A 15,587-nucleotide genomic window follows, 5' to 3' on the forward strand; every position below is an offset into this window, starting at 1 on the left:
GAAGGTTTGGAAAGGGTTGATGTCTGCCCTAGCTTCATTATATCAAATGCTATGCTATAAAGAAAAAATTAAGCCTATATTATTTACAGAAAATTTAAAAATATTTAACATAAAAACCGTTTGGAATCCAAAAGGCAGGGTAATCAGTTTCTTTTATCATAAAACATGCCATCCACTGACAGACTTTCATACGGGTCCGTGTATTTACTGGATGATCGTTTCTTCTTATTTATTTCCTGGATATCCCGCTGTATCTCCTGCTTTTGGAGCTTTAGCAAGTGATCGACCTGTTGGTTGAGCAACAGTACTGCACGGCCCAGCTGTTGCTCTTCACCAGTAAAAGGCGGTTTGATTTGAGAAAGAAGCCCATCCCGCTGATCAATCAGCTTTGTGATCCTTTCTATTTTATCATCACGCTCTGTGATCGTGCGATCTTCCAGAACGGCAAGCAATTCAGCAGTCAAATCATGAAAGGTTCTAATTATCATTACACTTGACCGCTTTGGGTAAATTGTTTTTTCCGATTGATCTGAATTACTTCCTTCCAAGTATTCCGGAGCTCAGTAACAAGTCCTTCCACTTCTTCCAAGGTAGAAAGGTCATTTTTCATATTCGCTTTGATCAGACGCCGGTTCATGAAATCATACAGACTCATCATATCTTTGGATACATCCGTATCCATATTCAGCGTCACCATCAATTCGCGGATAATATTTTGCGCCTTGATGATGTTCGTATTCTTCGCTTCGATATTTCCTGCTTCAATGCCCTTCTTCCCAAGCATGATGAACTTCAAACAGCCATTATAAAGCATTAATGTAAGCTCTCCCGGGGATGCTGTATTGACTGAATTTTGCTGATACGATTGATATGGATTATTTATCGCCATACTTAACTTCCTTTCCAACTTACCTTAACTAAAATAAGAAGCTAACGTTGCACTTTGGCTGTTTGCCTTTTGAATCGCTTTTTCCATCGCCGTGAACTGGTTGTAGTAACGTGATTCCAATTTCGTTAACTTTGCTTCAAATGTTGAGATCTTCTTGTCCAGCCCGTCAACCAATTTTCCGATTGTAAAATTGTTATTAACATAGCCGGCCTTTCCGGCTTTTTCAGTAATCATCTTCATCGATGATTCTATATCATCCCTCAACCGGCGCGCGAGGCCTTTGTCGCTCTTTTCCGAACCATTGGCCATGAACATATCATAAATCGCATTGGGATCCTCACTAATGGCTGTCCGGAGCTTGTCCTCATCAATCGTTAATTTACCGCCCTCCAAATAATTCTTGGTCGTGGTGATCCCCAAACTGCTGAGATTGTTTTTTCCAGTGATTCCATCCACCGAGGTGTATAGAGATGACCTCATTGTGGTCAGGAGACTTTTTAATGTCGAATCGCTTTTTAACGTTCCGCTCTTCGCCTTTTCTTCCCACAGCTTCACTTCATCCTCTGTCATTGCCTTCTTTTGCTCAGAGGTAAGCGGCGTAAAGGATCGATATTTCGCTTCACCCGTTTTATCTTGAACCTTTTTAATGACTTCATTGTATTTATTCACAAACTGAGTGATTGTATCCAGGATGGCATCCACATCAGCTTTTGATGAGAATGTGACTGTATCGGTCGTTTTTTGCTTTACCGTTATTTCCGCTCCATTAATCTGAAACGTATTCGAAGGCCGGGAAATTTCCAGTCCATTATAAACTATGGACGCATTTTCCCCTTTTGAGCCGCCAGCCCCTTCATTGTTACTGCCCATTTTTAACGTATCGAAAAAATCTCCGGTGCATCCCAATTCAATTTCAGGCCGACCTTTAACATCACCGGTATTTTTAGCAGTGATGGAAAACTGCTGGGACGTTTCATCGAAAAATAGAGTCACTCCCGAGTTAGCGTTAATTTTATTTATCACACTCTCTAACGTATCGTCCGCATTAAGGGTAAGCGTGTACGGTTTTTCCACTGTCACTCCATCTTTTACTTCCGTATCAAAACCGCCATCTTTATTGATGGCGCGTATCGTAATATCTTGTGGTGTCGTAAAACCCAATTCCGAAAGTTTCTTTTTGGGGTCAATAACAGCTGATTTTTCCGTACTTGTCATGGTTGCTGCTTTGGCAAGTCCATTCACTTGTATATTCCCGGAAAAATCACTGGTCGAATTCACATTTCTCACTGATACAGCATCTGGATTCGATACCGACACCTTCTTTTTAATGAAAGAAGACTGCTTCCCAATTCCATCACGAATGAGCGTATCCAATTCTGATAAAGCTGTATTTATCGAACGGTAATCATCCCGCTGCCACTCGGAATACTGCTTTTTCTGTGTTAATTTATCCAACGGCACCCGTTCTGCCTGCATCATGCTCTTAACTAGTTCATCGATGTCCATCCCGCTTGCTAAACCACTGATTCGTACCAAAATAAATCACCCGCTTATATTTTTTCATCCACCATTATGCCGACAAACTCCGTCATTGCCGCATAGAAATCCAATAACTTCTTCGGTGGAATTTCCCTGATCGTCTCATCCGTCACGTCATCGACTACCTTGACAAAGTACTCATTCAGCTTCTCGTGATATTCAAAACGAACGGCCGTATGTGTCGGATTCAGGAAGGTGTTCAAACTATCCACCATTTCCTGCACCTTTTCTTTTGAAGGCTCATCAGTAGATTCCACACTTTGCTCCGAATAGGCAAGCGTATTCATTTCCCGCTGATAATATGAACTAATTCCATCTGAGATGGCTGTTCTAAGTTGTGAGGAAAGAATATTCGTGGACAAAGTCTCCAGCATCTAAATAGCCCCCAATATGTCTGTTTACTTTTTATATCGGTTCTTACAGTTTTATATTTAGTCAAGCGTTGATTTTGGTTTCAACTGTAGACTTTCATGAATGACCTTTTTCTATAAAAGAGATTCTACTAAAAAACTCCAGAAGAATAACTGGAGTCTAGTTGATTTCCACTCCAGGCACCCGCTTTCCGCGGGGTCTCCCTTGGACACTTATCTCCCGCAGGAGTCTCGCACTTGCCGTTCCAATCAACCTTGTTTTAACATTTAGATAGAAATCCTTTTATCTACAGTCTTTTTTTAAAATTAGAAAGATTAAAACTGAGGGTGATAATCACTTCTCTACGTTCGAAAAAAATTATGACTGATGATTTTAATTTATAGAACTCCCTTTTTATTCAAATGAATTTGCGAACATACTAGGAATGGATATATCCCATCCAGCTTGGGATTGATAGCTGTGTTCACCAGTCATTTCACCATACACAGTAATCACATCTTCATCTACGTATTTTGTAGTCCCATCATACTCAATGAAGATAATATCATTAGGATTGTAGTCATAAGATTCCTTGGTGGTAGATAAACGGATGGTCCCTTTTTAAGGGTCAGTAATCCCTTTTTTCTGCATCGTAGTGTTCCTTGCACCCTTAAATCAGTACAAATAAAAGAGCCTAACACAAAGTGTCAGACCCTTTATTAATAGGCTAACTATTTAATTACCGAAGTAACTGAAGAACGCCCTGCGGTTGCTGATTTGCTTGTGCGAGCATTGCTTGAGATGCTTGCGCCAAGATGGAGTTTTTAGTTTGCTCCATCATTGTTTTAGCCATATCTGTATCACGAACACGTGATTCAGCAGCAGTCAGGTTTTCAGAAGAAGTACCTAAGTTATTGATCGTATGCTCTAAACGGTTTTGGTTAGCACCTAGTTTAGAACGTTCTGCTGAAACAGTGTCAATCGCAGATTGAATTTTTGTAATAGCAGCTGATGCGTTTTTAGCGTTAGAAACATCCAGGCCAGCTTCTTCAGCGGTAGAATTAGTACCGTCACTTACGCCATTAGCAGCTGTGAACCCAGCATCACCAGCAGTACCAGTCAATCCAAGAGCACTTGCACGCATATCACCAATTTCAAGTGTCAGGCTTTGATTTTCGTTTGCACCGATTTGGAATTGAAGACCTGCTCCAGCTTCAACAGCTTCTTTGGCTTTTACTTCAGCAGACCCATCTACAGTTTCAGCAGCATCTACAGATAGACCGCCAGTTCCAGTGATAGTTACTGCAGTTGCAGATTCAGCTCCAGTCTTTTGTTCTAGTTTAAGTTGTCCGCCATCATTAGTTGCAGTGTACTTAGCGCTTAATTCAGCATCTGCTCCAATAGCAGCAATTAATCCATCAAGATCTGTGAACTCTCCAGCAGCGGCATCATTAGCAGCGGCAACTTTAAATGTTTTTCCATCGACTACTACTGTGTCGCCTGCAGTTGTACTTAATGTTCCTGTTGATGTTACGCTACCGGCCTTAGCAGGAGAAGCTGGTACTGCGGGTTGAGCTGCAGTTGCTGAATCCTTAGAACCATTCAATAATTTCTGTGTATTGAATTCAGTCGTATTACCGATACGGTTGATTTCAGATGTTAATGAATCGATTTCCTTTTGGATTTCTCCACGGTCACTAGTTGTATTAGTATCCGTTGATGCTTGGGTAGCAAGCTCACGCATGCGTTGAAGGATGTCAGTCGTTTCGTTTAATGCACCTTCAGCAGTTTGGATCAATGAGATGGCATCTTGTGAGTTACGGGAAGCTTGGTCCAATCCGCGGATTTGTCCACGCATTTTTTCAGAGATTGCAAGACCGGCTGCGTCATCGCCTGCACGGTTGATGCGCATCCCTGAAGCTAGTTTCTCCATTGATTTGGATTGTGCATTCGTTGCACTTGATAATTGACGGTGCGTGTTTAGAGCTGAGATATTGTGATTGATAATCATTTATGTTTCCTCCTTGAGTCTTAAGTCCCCACGTCCATGTGGTTGTTTACGATGGGCATTGAATAAGTCGGCCGCCTATTTCACTGCCCATCGTTGTATAGTTAATATCGACTTGCTTGGAAACATATTTAGCGGATTTTACGATTTTTTCTTGAAATACTCATTTATATTTTCCAGAAAATTAGTTTCTGTTTTTGAGGCTTTTCTATTTTCCTGCTGGATCGACAGGTAGACTTCCTTCCTATGGATATCGACGTTTTTAGGGGCATTGATTCCCAGTTTGATCTGTTCCCCCTCAACGGACAGGATCGTAATTTCGATATCATCGCCAATCATGATCGCTTCATTTGGTTTTCTGGTCAATACGAGCATCATTTCCCCTCCTGTTCTGCTGGAGGTTCAAACAGTCTGTGCTTTGTACGGTATTCACTAGCATTCATGATAAATTGCTTACCGATTTTTTTGGGGCCGTTTATGATGATGGGAGCTTGGAGATTGGCCGTCGTTTCATTGAAAGGGTCCTGGATCGTTAAGATGACGAAAGTGATGACTTCCAGTTCCATTTCAATTTGTAAAGAAGATAACACCTCATCCGTAAGCTTCACTTCGTAATCACGAAACACTTCAAATGGGTCCATTACAATGAAGGCAAGCTCTTTTGTTTCTATCGATTGCAGGACGAAAAATGGCGTGTCATCCAAAGCTAGCAAGCAAAACTGTTTTTCTTCTAAAAATCCTGGTATCCCGCTTTCAAATACATAAATCTCTTTCTCTGCCAATTCTAGTTCGCCATGAAACTTTGTTTGTATGATCATCTATGTTTTCACTGCCCTATCTCATTCGGAAATAGATTGATGAAATCTATATCCAGCGCATTTTTTTGTAGAATTTCGACATCCACACTTCCTGGTGTGTATGTATGGTTCGCCCCATTGATTTGAGCATCAATGATCGGTTTTTGAGCGGTTGCTTCAATCTTCACTTGGGCAGGCTGGTAGTCAAGCTTCACGCTGAAATGAGAGGGAATCCAGCCGAGATTGAATTGCTTATCAGGCCCTTTGCTGTTTTGCCTGGCCTGTTCAGCGAGTGGATTACCGCCTTTTTCAATATGCCTCAGCTCTGTTCCCTGCTGGGCACGTCTTGCCATACCCGCCAGCCAATTTTGATATCCCTGCTTCGCAAATTCATCGACTCTTCTTGAGAGACTTTTCAAATCCATGTCTTCCCTTGCCTTTGACTGATCAATCGTCAGCTTGCCTGGGGCGGTTTGAGTCTCCAGTATGGCTTGCGGCTGTTCGATAGATTGGACCGCCGCCTTCTGTTCGATTTGCTGTACAGGCCGCTCTATATTCAATCCAATCTTCATTGGGGTGGATTGCAATCTGATTTGTGGGATCTGCATCTTCAACACTCCTTATAGAAAAAAGCTATCCATTTAAGAATAGCTTAGCGAAGAAAATCCAATAAACTCGGTTGCATGATTTTTGCTCCGATACTTAATGCAGCACTATGGACACTTTCCTGGGTCGTCAAATCCATGATCGCCTTTTCGATATCGACATCCTCATTTTTCGAAAGGATTTCAGTGGCAAAAACCTCCTGCTGCTTGAGACGGTCCGTCATCAGCTCAATCCGATTCTGCCTTGCGCCAACCTGTGCCTGCATGCCTAAGAAAGTATTTATCGTTGCGTCAAGTCCTTCAAGCGTCCCGCTCACGTCCCCGCCGTTTTCGAGTGCATCGATTGTCCGGTCGATGCTTCCGCCGGAAGCGAGTGCATCACCAAAAATCTTGGAACCGTCCGTATTGATTTTAAGGGAAATCCCGGAAAACACTTCAAGGTTTATGTCCCCTGTGCCATACACCGTATTTCCATTCGCATCTTTAACTGACGATGGTCTCACATTCGTATCCTGACCGTTGAAAATATACTTCCCGCCAATCTGTGTGTCGCCAAGAGTTATGAGATGTTCTTTTAATTGTTTAATTTCTTCAGTAATGGTTTTAAATTGTTCTCCTTCATACGTGCCATTGCTGCCCTGAATGGTTAATTCACGAATCCGCTGCATGGCGGAAACCGCTTCCGTAATGGCATCATCCGTGCTGTCGATCCAATTGGTCGCCTCGGCAATGTTACTTTGATACTGCCCTATTTGATTGAGGTTTGTTCGGTACCCCATTCCCATCATGGCTGCAACAGGGTTATCGGATGGTTTGGAGAATTTCTTTTGAGAGGAAACCTGCTCTTGCAGCTTGGACATCTTTTCGTAACTGCTGCTTAAATTGCTCAACATATTATTGGTTAGCATCGATTGCGTTACCCGCATGTTCGTCCCCTCCTATCATCGGCCTGCCGTACCCATTCCGTTTATGATTTTATCGAGCATTTCATCCATCATCGTCATCATTCTTGCAGATGCGTTGTATGCCTGCTGGAATTTGATCATGTCTGTCATTTCTTCATCAAGGGATACGGAACTGACGGACTCCCTATTTAGATTGACCGATGCAGCAAGCACGACAGAATTGGAAAGGTTCTTTTGGGCACTTTGGGAATCCACGCCAAGCTTTCCGATGATACCGGAATAATAGGTGTCGAAGCTTCCCGTCAATTCGTCAGAGTTTTGGTCTTTAGTCGAGTACTCACTGAACGCCTTCTTTTTAAGGTCAGCCAGGAGTTTGGCATTTTCATTATCACCGGATGCCCCTCCGCTTTTTCCGCCTGCTGCTATTTTGGTGGGATCCTTAACGATTTCACTATTCACCTTGATGCTTTGGGCGGCACTCTTACCAGGTTCAAGTTCAAAGAAGTTCAATGTTGAATTGTTGTCATCACCTAAGGCATACCCTTGTTTATGGATGGCATTGAACTCATTCACAAAAGCCGTCGTCATATTATCGAGCTTTTTCAGCATATCAGGATAAGCACCGCCGATCGTGCCATCAGCCTTCTTATAGCCGAAGCTTTTGATCAAACCGGATAGTTCTCCCGAGAATTTGTAATCCGTCAATGTTTTCGAACCAAATTTCAATCCGTCTACCATACCTGTCTTTTTATCATGACTAACTTCAACCTTCGAAGTTCCCACCATCCCGGTTTGGTTAACACTGACAAGATTGATGGGCGGCGCAAAAGACGAACCGTCTTCTTGCATCAATTCGATGTTGTATAACCCTGTAGCCACATCGCTGGCTCTGCCGTAATCCGTCGGAATGACGTTATTCACTTTAATGCTGATAAGCTGCGAGAGATTGTCCACGAGTACATCACGTTTATCATAAAGGTCATTGGGGATATAACCATGCGGCTCCACTTTACTGATCTGTTGGTTAAGCTGATCAATACCGCTGATGAGCGTATTGATTTCGTTCGCTTTGACGTTTATCTGATTGCCTATATCCGTTTGAACATTCGTTAGCGAGTTGTAGTAGTAGTTCAGGGTATCCGCGACCATGACACCCGTCGAGGCAACGACTTCACGGGCCCCGGAGTTTTCCGTATTGGCCGTCAGCCCCTGCAGCGAATTCCAGAACTTCTCCATCGTGGCGGCCAATCCGCTGTCGGCCGGTTCGTTCATGATCCCTTCCATTTTCGTCAGGGATTCGCTCATGGCCCCGTAATAACCGATTTTATTACTTTGTGTCCTGTATTGTGCATCCAGGAAACTGTCGCGGATCCGCTGAACCGTTTCAGCTGTCACCCCTGTCCCAATTTGTCCGGCAACACGCGGGCTGTTCAAACCGACAGTAGGAAAGCCCGACGTCTGGACCAAGTTGACCCGCTGCCTTGAATATCCTAATGTATTGGCATTGGCCACATTATTTCCTGTTGTATACAAGGCTCCTTGAGAGGTGAATAATCCACGCTTGGCGGTCTCAAGACCCATAAAGGTTGAAATCATTTGCTCGCACCTCCATCTTTTTTCTGCTTCTTATGCTTTGGAATCAAACATACCTATGCCGATTTTCGCCGTTTTCCTAACCGAATCCCCGTAATTCAGATTCTGGTTCTGCGGCCTTAGAATATCCAAAGAGACATTGATGAATTGAAGGGACTGATAGATCAATTGCTGATTTAAACCGTTCCTCTCCTTCAGCTTTGACACTTCTTCAATCAATTCCGTTTTTAGCATTGCAAGGACTTCCGTTTCTTCAGGTCCTGTCAGCTCCGTTACGGTATGGATGGAGGCAGGCTGTACCACCGTTCCATTGGCTGCAAGAAATTCCTCGACTGCCCTTTCTCTTTCCTTATCCGTTTGACTGATGGCTTTAATATGCTTTTGTTCCGAAATCAGCAGGGCAGTAATCGCCTCGGTATCATTTGCTTTCAAAATGGCCGTTTTCCTTATCGCCAATTGATTGAAGCTTTTATGAAGCTTGATCAATTTTTCAAGCGATCCGATGATGTTCCGTGCAGACATTTTCCTGCCTCCTCCGCTCATAAATGAAGGACGGAAAATGGCTCCGTCCACTTCATTCAAGCTTTTTCATTGAAAATTCATTTCCGGTAAAAATCGATGAGACCCTTAGCCGTTGCTTGTGCATTCAATTTATAATTTCCTTTTTCAACTTGGATTTTCAATTCGTCCACTTTTGCTTGTCTTGCATCAAGAATCGGAGATGATTGCTGCATTTCTTTTGCCGCTGAAGAAATTTCAACTTTATCCGAGGATTTGACCTTGGATTCTTGTATATTCCCCGTTTTATTGGCTTGTAGTTTATAAGGGTTAACACCTGTCATACCGACGTTATTGATTTTCATATTCCAGATCCTCTCCTTCGGTCGATTTTATAAATCCCATTGATTCCTAACACATGAAAATGGCTCTGGACTGTGTTATTCTCCCTATCTTTATTATCGACAAGGATTGGATTTCTTTAATTGTTTCCTGTAATCTTTCCTTCGACACCCATTGTCGAATATTGTTCTCAATATCGAATATTTTAACAAATACCACATCATGATTCCATGATTTATCCTTTTTGATCATCCTTCATGTAGTACGTATTTTTTTTATCATTTCCTTGAATTTCAGTCAGGCGCTTTTCCTCATTTTCAAATGCCTGCAAATCCGATCGCAGCGAATCGCCGCATTTGCCGCATAACCTTCCGCTCTTGATGTTAGCGCCGCACCTTTCACATGGAATTCCTAGATTGGGAAACTGCGCCAGCTTTCCGGTTCTCACAAATTTAATTAATAACGTTTCTTCAGTGCCGGTGTCCGTAACCACCTGCATCATGGACGCCGTTCTATTTATTTTCTTGCGAATATATGCATAAACTTTATCATATTGGGCTTCTTCTTCTTTATAACAGGCATCGCATACATCTCGGAATTTCGTCATAACGAATAACGAATTACAGTTTGGACAGTTGAATACTTCCATCGAGGCACCTCCTTCACCATCACAGCGATTATTCTTTAGTGTATATATCGAATAACCCAGGCGATACTTTAGGGATGTTCATTAAAATAAGCTGTTTCACCTAGCCAGGGTGATGGATGATACTTCTTTGGCCCCAGCCGTTATCAATGCTTTCGCTGCATGCCTGAGAGTTGTGCCTGTCGTGTAAATGTCATCGATGACCAAAATTGATTTATGCTCCAGCAAATCAGATTGCATCACCTGAAAAACCTGCGGTAATGAGATTCTCTCCTGCCGTGATTTTTTTGATTGTTTTTCCGTATGGATTCTTGTCAAAGTCTCAACCGTGTGAAGTCCAATGAGATCTGCCAAAGCCTGCCCTTGGTTGAACCCCCGCTCCCTAAGCCGTTCATGACTAAGCGGGATGGCCGTTACCAGGTCAAATTCCATGTCCTTTAACCTTTCTTTCAAAAAAGGAGCGAAAACCTCAGCTAATGCATAATCCCCCCGGTACTTATATTTAGCAATGATATCTTTTAAGTATTCATTGTAATGAAATAGCGATATGTTCTTCGACAAATAGCCTCCCCATTCCCCATCCCTTTCCCATCTTGAACAATCCAGACAAAGGCCACTGGTTATATATTCCCTGTCCAACTGCCTTGAGCACATTGTACACGTCTCTCCGGTAATCCTATTAAGTTTCCCCTCACATCCATCGCAGATTGCCCTTGCCTCGGCCCGCTTAAGCAAGCTCCTCCATGTCAATGCCTGCTTCATTCCCTCATCACAAACAAGACATCTATTCATCGAGCAGCCCCCTTTTCATGGCATCTTTATTCATCATTTGTATATGGTGAACCGCCTCGACCATCGCTTTACTTTTACCGTAATGAAAAAAGGTGATCGTCCCGGCAGGGTTAGCAAAGCTTCTCCCTACCCTGCCGGCAATCTGAACGAGGGCACTTTCAGAAAACACTTCATGTTCAGAACCAATCACAGCTACTTCCAACCGATCAATTGTCACGCCGCGTTCCAGGATGGTCGTTGTCAGTAATCCTGGAATCATTCCATTCCTTAGTGCCATTACCTTTTCCTTTCGATCAGGGTGCCGGGAGTGGACAATCGATAATTTTGGGGACAGTCTTTGGAACAGCGGAATGGCCTGCTCCATCACTTGAATGCTTGGAAAAAACAATAGGAAGGGGATGTTCTGCTTAAGGCGTTCACTTACCCATCCATTAATTGCGGGGGGAATCTTTTGTTGAAGAAATAGTTTTTGCCAATTGCCGCTCCACTTCACTCCAGGGACAGGAATTGGCTGTCGATGATAACGGGCCGGGATTATGACGGCTTTCAATTTACCGTTTCGGTATAGCCGCTGCATCCGTTTCGAAGGTGTGGCGGTCAAGTAGATGGTCGCCGCAGAAACCTTTTTCGATTTATTAACCGCATAATGCAGCGAATCATCAATTGAGTAGGGAAAAGCATCGACTTCATCAACGATGATGACATCGAAAGCTTCATTAAAACGGAAAAGCTGATGTGTCGTGGTAACGGTCAGTGGCGAAAAGCCATGTCTATCTGCACTGCCGGCATAGAGGGTCATGACGTCAATGGCGGGAAAGGCTTTTTTTAACCTTGGGGAGAGTTCGAGAACGACATCGGTCCGCGGTGTTGCCAAACAAATCCGTTTCCCGGCATGCAAGGCTGCCTCAATCGCCGGAAATAGAACCTCCGTCTTCCCTGCCCCGCATACAGCCCATACCAGGAATTCATCTTTTCCGTTCACGGCTTCAACGACACAGTCGGAGGCATTTTGTTGACCTGCTGATAAAGTGCCTGCCCACCTCATCACATTGTCAGGAATCGTAAACTGAATGCCGGGCCCGGTCCACCTATAAAGCTTTGCACATTCACTGACCCGTCCCATCATGATGCATGAGCGGCAGTATGTGCAATCTTGATTGCAAATCTTGCAAGGGAATGTATAAAACAACGTTTGATCTTTGTTTCCGCAGCGTACGCAGTGATAACTGCCGTTCCCCGATTGAACGCCGCAAGTTTCCGAGACATACCCATACTTGAGGTGCTCTGCGAGGAGTTCTTGGGAGAAGGGGATTTCGAAGGCCAAAAGGTGTTTTCCGGTGAGATGGTTCTGAAGTTCCGGGGAATAAGGGGGGGAAATGCTCATGTTTTTCAAACTGTAACCTCCATTTCTTGATAAATTACACTCCTTCTTATCATTCGCTTTTTACTCCCAGTTTCCTTTTTTGCTCCATAAAAAAACGCCTTACACTTAGTAAAGGCGTCACAGCTTATATTTTATACCAGCCCATCCCCATTGACCCTTCGCCCAGATGCGTTCCGATTACTGGACCGAAGTAGCTGATGTCGAACTCGACATTTGGGAACCGGGCTTCAAGTTCTGCTTTCCAGTCTTTAGCTTCACTTTCCCGTTTTGCATGAATGATGACGGCTTTATATTTCTCGCCGCTTGCCGCGTCTTCCCCAAGTAAGTCGGCAATCCGTTTCATCGCTTTTTTTCTTGTACGGATTTTTTCGAACGGGACGATGACTTTATCAACAAAATGGAGGACAGGCTTCACTTGAAGCAGACTGCCAATCAATGCTTGGGCACTGCTTAAGCGGCCGCCGCGCTGCAGATGGGATAGGTCATCTGCCATGAAGTAGGCCCTTACCGATGGTTTCATTTCTTCGAGCCTTGCCATGATTTCCTCTGCACCTTTACCATCAAGTGCCATTTTTGCCGCCTCGATCACGTAAAACCCCTGTACCATGCAGCTGATTTCCGAATCAAAGGCATGAACCCTAATTCCTTCGACCATTTCACCTGCAGATACCGCTCCTTGATACGTTCCGCTGATGCCGCTCGATAAATGAATGGAAATAACATCATCATATTCTTTTTGCAGTTCCTCGAACTTCTCGACAAACTTCCCGATTGGAGGCTGTGAAGTGGTCGGCAATTTCTCCTGCATCTTTACTTCCTCATAAAACTCATCCGCAGTTATATCAACTTCCTCCCGGTAAGCTTCATTGGTAAAAATGACATTAAGCGGCATCATATGTATATGTAAACGATCACGTATTTCCTTAGGTATATATGCAGTGCTATCTGTTACGACTGCGGTTTTCATAATAGTACCATCCTTATAAAAATTTACTCTGTATCATATTCACCATTTTATCTGAAAATGCCCTTATTTGCATTAAATAGCCTTCTGCATTACCAAAAATATGAAACCAAGAATTTGAATCGAGTCATCCATTCAAAAAAAATCCAGCCCTTCAGCACGCATTGCGGTATCTGAAGAGCCGGACTTATCGAACGTTTTAATTACTTCACTTCCACCCAGCCATTTTTAATAGCTAGGACAACCGCTTGTGTACGGTCATTCACATTCATCTTCTGAAGAATGTTACTCACATGGTTCTTGACTGTTTTTTCACTGATATATAGAGTTTCGCCGATGGCCCGGTTGCTTTTCCCGTCCGCTAGAAGTTGAAGCACTTCACATTCGCGTCGAGTCAATAGATGTAGCGGCCTCCTGATTTCTATCGTATGTACGGAATCACGATCAGCACCCTCTTCAGCTGCTAAGCGGCGATATTCTTTAACTAAATTATGGGTCACCTTCGGATGAAGGTATGAGCCGCCTTCAGCGACTACACGCACAGCATCAATCAACGCATCTGCGTCCATTTCTTTCAAAAGATAACCTTGTGCTCCTGTTTTCAATGCGTGCTGCACGTAGTTTTCATCATCATGAATGGAAAGGATGATGACTTTTGTTTCAGGATAACGGTTCACGAGCATTTTTGTTGCTTCGACCCCATTCATGTTCGGCATGTTGATATCCATGATAACAACATCAGGTTTATGTGTTTCAACGAGGTCCATAGCTTCGCTTCCGTCATCACCCTCGGCAACAACATCAAAGGATGATTCAAAATCTAATATGCGCTTTACGCCTTCACGGAAAAGCTGATGGTCATCGATAATGATGATACTAGTCTTCAACGGCTTCTTCCTCCTAGTTTCTATTTAATATGCTTATTCTCTATAATTTATAAATGGTAGGGAACTTGTATAAATACCAAAGTGCCTGCCCCCGGTTGTGAATCGATCGTCATTTCACCTTCCAGCAGCTCGACTCTTTCCCTCATTCCTACCAAGCCAAATGAACCTTCTTTCTGAATCGAAGAGTCAAACCCCTTTCCATCATCTTTGACGACGACGGTCACCATCTCCTTGGAAATGGACAGTTTAACTTGAATCTGTTTTGGGTCCGCATGCTTCAATGAATTTTGTACAGCCTCTTGAACCAGCCTGAATAAAGCGACCTCCATATCGGAAGGAAGCCTTTTGACCTGTCCAAGGTTGACGAAATTCAGATTCACGCCATTATTATAGTCTTCGGTCGTTTGCAGGTACTTTCTGAGGGTAGGTACAATGCCTAAATCATCAAGCGCCATAGGACGAAGGTCATAGATGATCCTGCGCACTTCATATAAAGCATTCCTTACCATGACCTTTAAACTGCGGATTTCCACTAACGCTTCATCAGGACCTCTCTCCCGTTGCACTCGTTCTATCAAGTCTGAGCGCATCATGACGTTTGCCAGCATTTGCGCAGGACCATCATGAATCTCACGTGAGAGCTTTTTACGTTCCTGCTCCTGGGCTTCGATTATTTTCAGGCCGAAGTCCTGTTTGCGTTTCGCTTCTTGAAGGGCTTCCCCTACAAATTTAAGATCCTGTGTCAAATAATTCTGCACTACCGATATTTGCGAAACGAGATGCACCGCTTTATCGATCGTCTGCTGTAGACCTCTTAGCCTTAACTCAAGCTCATCCCGGCGATTACGGAGCTCTTTCTCCAATTGCCGGTTAATTTGTAAATCGACTTGCAGCTTATGTGCCCTTTCATAAGCATCGCGCACCTGTTCTTCAGAAAAATGGTTGAAGTGCATACTGACTTCTGAAAGCCTTTTTCGGGCAAACCTGGCTTTTGCATCCAATGCATCGCTGTCGGTTATCACAATGGCAACCCTGATTTTCACATCATCAAGCTCTTTTGATAATGACTCGAAATCCTTTCGGCATTGTTCGCCGATATCAAAGACTTCATCCTTACTCTCACTAACAGTGCTCACCATTGTTTCTAAGATCTTGTCCAATGCTTTAGCATCAACCTTTTTTATGGACATTAAGATCCCTCCACTTAAATCAAAAGACTTAAACAATTTATTGTCTTAAAGACTATGTATATGGAAAAAAGTTCTTTTCCTTTTTCATGAATGGTTAAATTTCAGGTAACTTTTGTATGAAGTAACCTTCATGAACATATTGTACCAAAAAATGATTAAAAATACGTTAATTCCCTTTTGCGATTTCCATAAAATGT

The 15,587-nt window shown here is 43.3% G+C and carries 18 protein-coding genes; all 18 read right to left on the reverse strand.

Features of this window, described 5'->3' with window-relative positions:
* Window positions 1-143: 143 nt before the first annotated feature.
* A complete protein-coding gene (gene fliT, locus J7J00_RS13975) occupies window positions 144-488 on the reverse strand; it encodes a flagellar protein FliT (RefSeq protein ID WP_214791369.1) in 345 nt (114 codons plus the stop codon).
* On the reverse strand, window positions 488-889 hold the full coding sequence (fliS, locus tag J7J00_RS13980) for a flagellar export chaperone FliS (protein WP_214791371.1): 402 nt from the start codon (window positions 887-889) through the stop codon (window positions 488-490). The genes fliT and fliS overlap by 1 nt, the downstream gene beginning before the upstream one ends.
* Before the next feature lie 24 nt (window positions 890-913).
* Window positions 914-2,425, reverse strand: a complete 1,512-nt coding sequence (locus J7J00_RS13985; protein WP_214791373.1) for a flagellar hook-associated protein 2 — start codon at window positions 2,423-2,425, stop codon at window positions 914-916.
* Window positions 2,426-2,439: 14 nt separating this feature from the next.
* Entirely contained in the window at window positions 2,440-2,802 is a 363-nt protein-coding gene (flaG, locus tag J7J00_RS13990; protein ID WP_286201345.1) for a flagellar protein FlaG, read from the reverse strand.
* A 716-nt stretch (window positions 2,803-3,518) separates the two neighbouring features.
* Window positions 3,519-4,790, reverse strand: a complete 1,272-nt coding sequence (locus J7J00_RS13995; RefSeq protein ID WP_214791375.1) for a flagellin N-terminal helical domain-containing protein — start codon at window positions 4,788-4,790, stop codon at window positions 3,519-3,521.
* Between the two features lie 138 nt (window positions 4,791-4,928).
* Entirely contained in the window at window positions 4,929-5,162 is a 234-nt protein-coding gene (gene csrA / locus J7J00_RS14000; RefSeq protein ID WP_141992792.1) for a carbon storage regulator CsrA, read from the reverse strand.
* On the reverse strand, window positions 5,162-5,605 hold the full coding sequence (fliW, locus tag J7J00_RS14005; RefSeq protein ID WP_214791377.1) for a flagellar assembly protein FliW: 444 nt from the start codon (window positions 5,603-5,605) through the stop codon (window positions 5,162-5,164). The genes csrA and fliW overlap by 1 nt, the downstream gene beginning before the upstream one ends.
* 8 nt (window positions 5,606-5,613) lie before the next feature.
* Window positions 5,614-6,192, reverse strand: a complete 579-nt coding sequence (locus tag J7J00_RS14010) for a DUF6470 family protein (RefSeq protein WP_214791379.1) — start codon at window positions 6,190-6,192, stop codon at window positions 5,614-5,616.
* 44 nt (window positions 6,193-6,236) lie between these two features.
* Window positions 6,237-7,115, reverse strand: a complete 879-nt coding sequence (gene flgL, locus J7J00_RS14015; RefSeq protein WP_214791382.1) for a flagellar hook-associated protein FlgL — start codon at window positions 7,113-7,115, stop codon at window positions 6,237-6,239.
* Window positions 7,116-7,130: 15 nt separating this feature from the next.
* Window positions 7,131-8,690 carry a flagellar hook-associated protein FlgK gene (gene flgK, locus J7J00_RS14020; protein WP_214791384.1) on the reverse strand — a complete coding sequence of 520 codons (1,560 nt, stop codon included), beginning with the start codon at window positions 8,688-8,690 and terminating at the stop codon, window positions 7,131-7,133.
* A 30-nt stretch (window positions 8,691-8,720) separates the two neighbouring features.
* Window positions 8,721-9,209, reverse strand: coding sequence for a flagellar protein FlgN (locus J7J00_RS14025; protein ID WP_214791386.1), 489 nt, complete (start codon window positions 9,207-9,209; stop codon window positions 8,721-8,723).
* A gap of 77 nt (window positions 9,210-9,286) precedes the next feature.
* Window positions 9,287-9,550, reverse strand: a complete 264-nt coding sequence (gene flgM, locus J7J00_RS14030) for a flagellar biosynthesis anti-sigma factor FlgM (protein ID WP_214791388.1) — start codon at window positions 9,548-9,550, stop codon at window positions 9,287-9,289.
* A gap of 212 nt (window positions 9,551-9,762) precedes the next feature.
* The gene (locus J7J00_RS14035; RefSeq protein ID WP_214791390.1) at window positions 9,763-10,176 is read right to left on the reverse strand and encodes a TIGR03826 family flagellar region protein; all 414 of its coding nucleotides are present in this window, start codon (window positions 10,174-10,176) and stop codon (window positions 9,763-9,765) included.
* Between the two features lie 96 nt (window positions 10,177-10,272).
* Window positions 10,273-10,965: a ComFC family protein gene (locus J7J00_RS14040; RefSeq protein ID WP_214791392.1), complete on the reverse strand. Its 693-nt coding sequence runs from the start codon at window positions 10,963-10,965 to the stop codon at window positions 10,273-10,275.
* Window positions 10,958-12,349, reverse strand: coding sequence for an ATP-dependent helicase ComFA (locus J7J00_RS14045; RefSeq protein ID WP_286201355.1), 1,392 nt, complete (start codon window positions 12,347-12,349; stop codon window positions 10,958-10,960). Before J7J00_RS14045 ends, J7J00_RS14040 begins: the two co-directional genes overlap by 8 nt.
* Window positions 12,350-12,473: 124 nt before the next feature.
* The gene (locus tag J7J00_RS14050) at window positions 12,474-13,316 is read right to left on the reverse strand and encodes a DegV family protein (RefSeq protein WP_214791394.1); all 843 of its coding nucleotides are present in this window, start codon (window positions 13,314-13,316) and stop codon (window positions 12,474-12,476) included.
* Between the two features lie 200 nt (window positions 13,317-13,516).
* Window positions 13,517-14,200 carry a response regulator gene (locus J7J00_RS14055; protein WP_101223770.1) on the reverse strand — a complete coding sequence of 228 codons (684 nt, stop codon included), beginning with the start codon at window positions 14,198-14,200 and terminating at the stop codon, window positions 13,517-13,519.
* Between the two features lie 47 nt (window positions 14,201-14,247).
* Window positions 14,248-15,390: a sensor histidine kinase gene (locus J7J00_RS14060; protein ID WP_214791397.1), complete on the reverse strand. Its 1,143-nt coding sequence runs from the start codon at window positions 15,388-15,390 to the stop codon at window positions 14,248-14,250.
* Window positions 15,391-15,587: the final 197 nt, after the last annotated feature.

Origin of the sequence: Bacillus sp. ISL-4, assembly GCF_018613275.1 — a bacterium.
Taxonomy (GTDB): domain Bacteria; phylum Bacillota; class Bacilli; order Bacillales; family DSM-1321; genus Peribacillus; species Peribacillus simplex_E.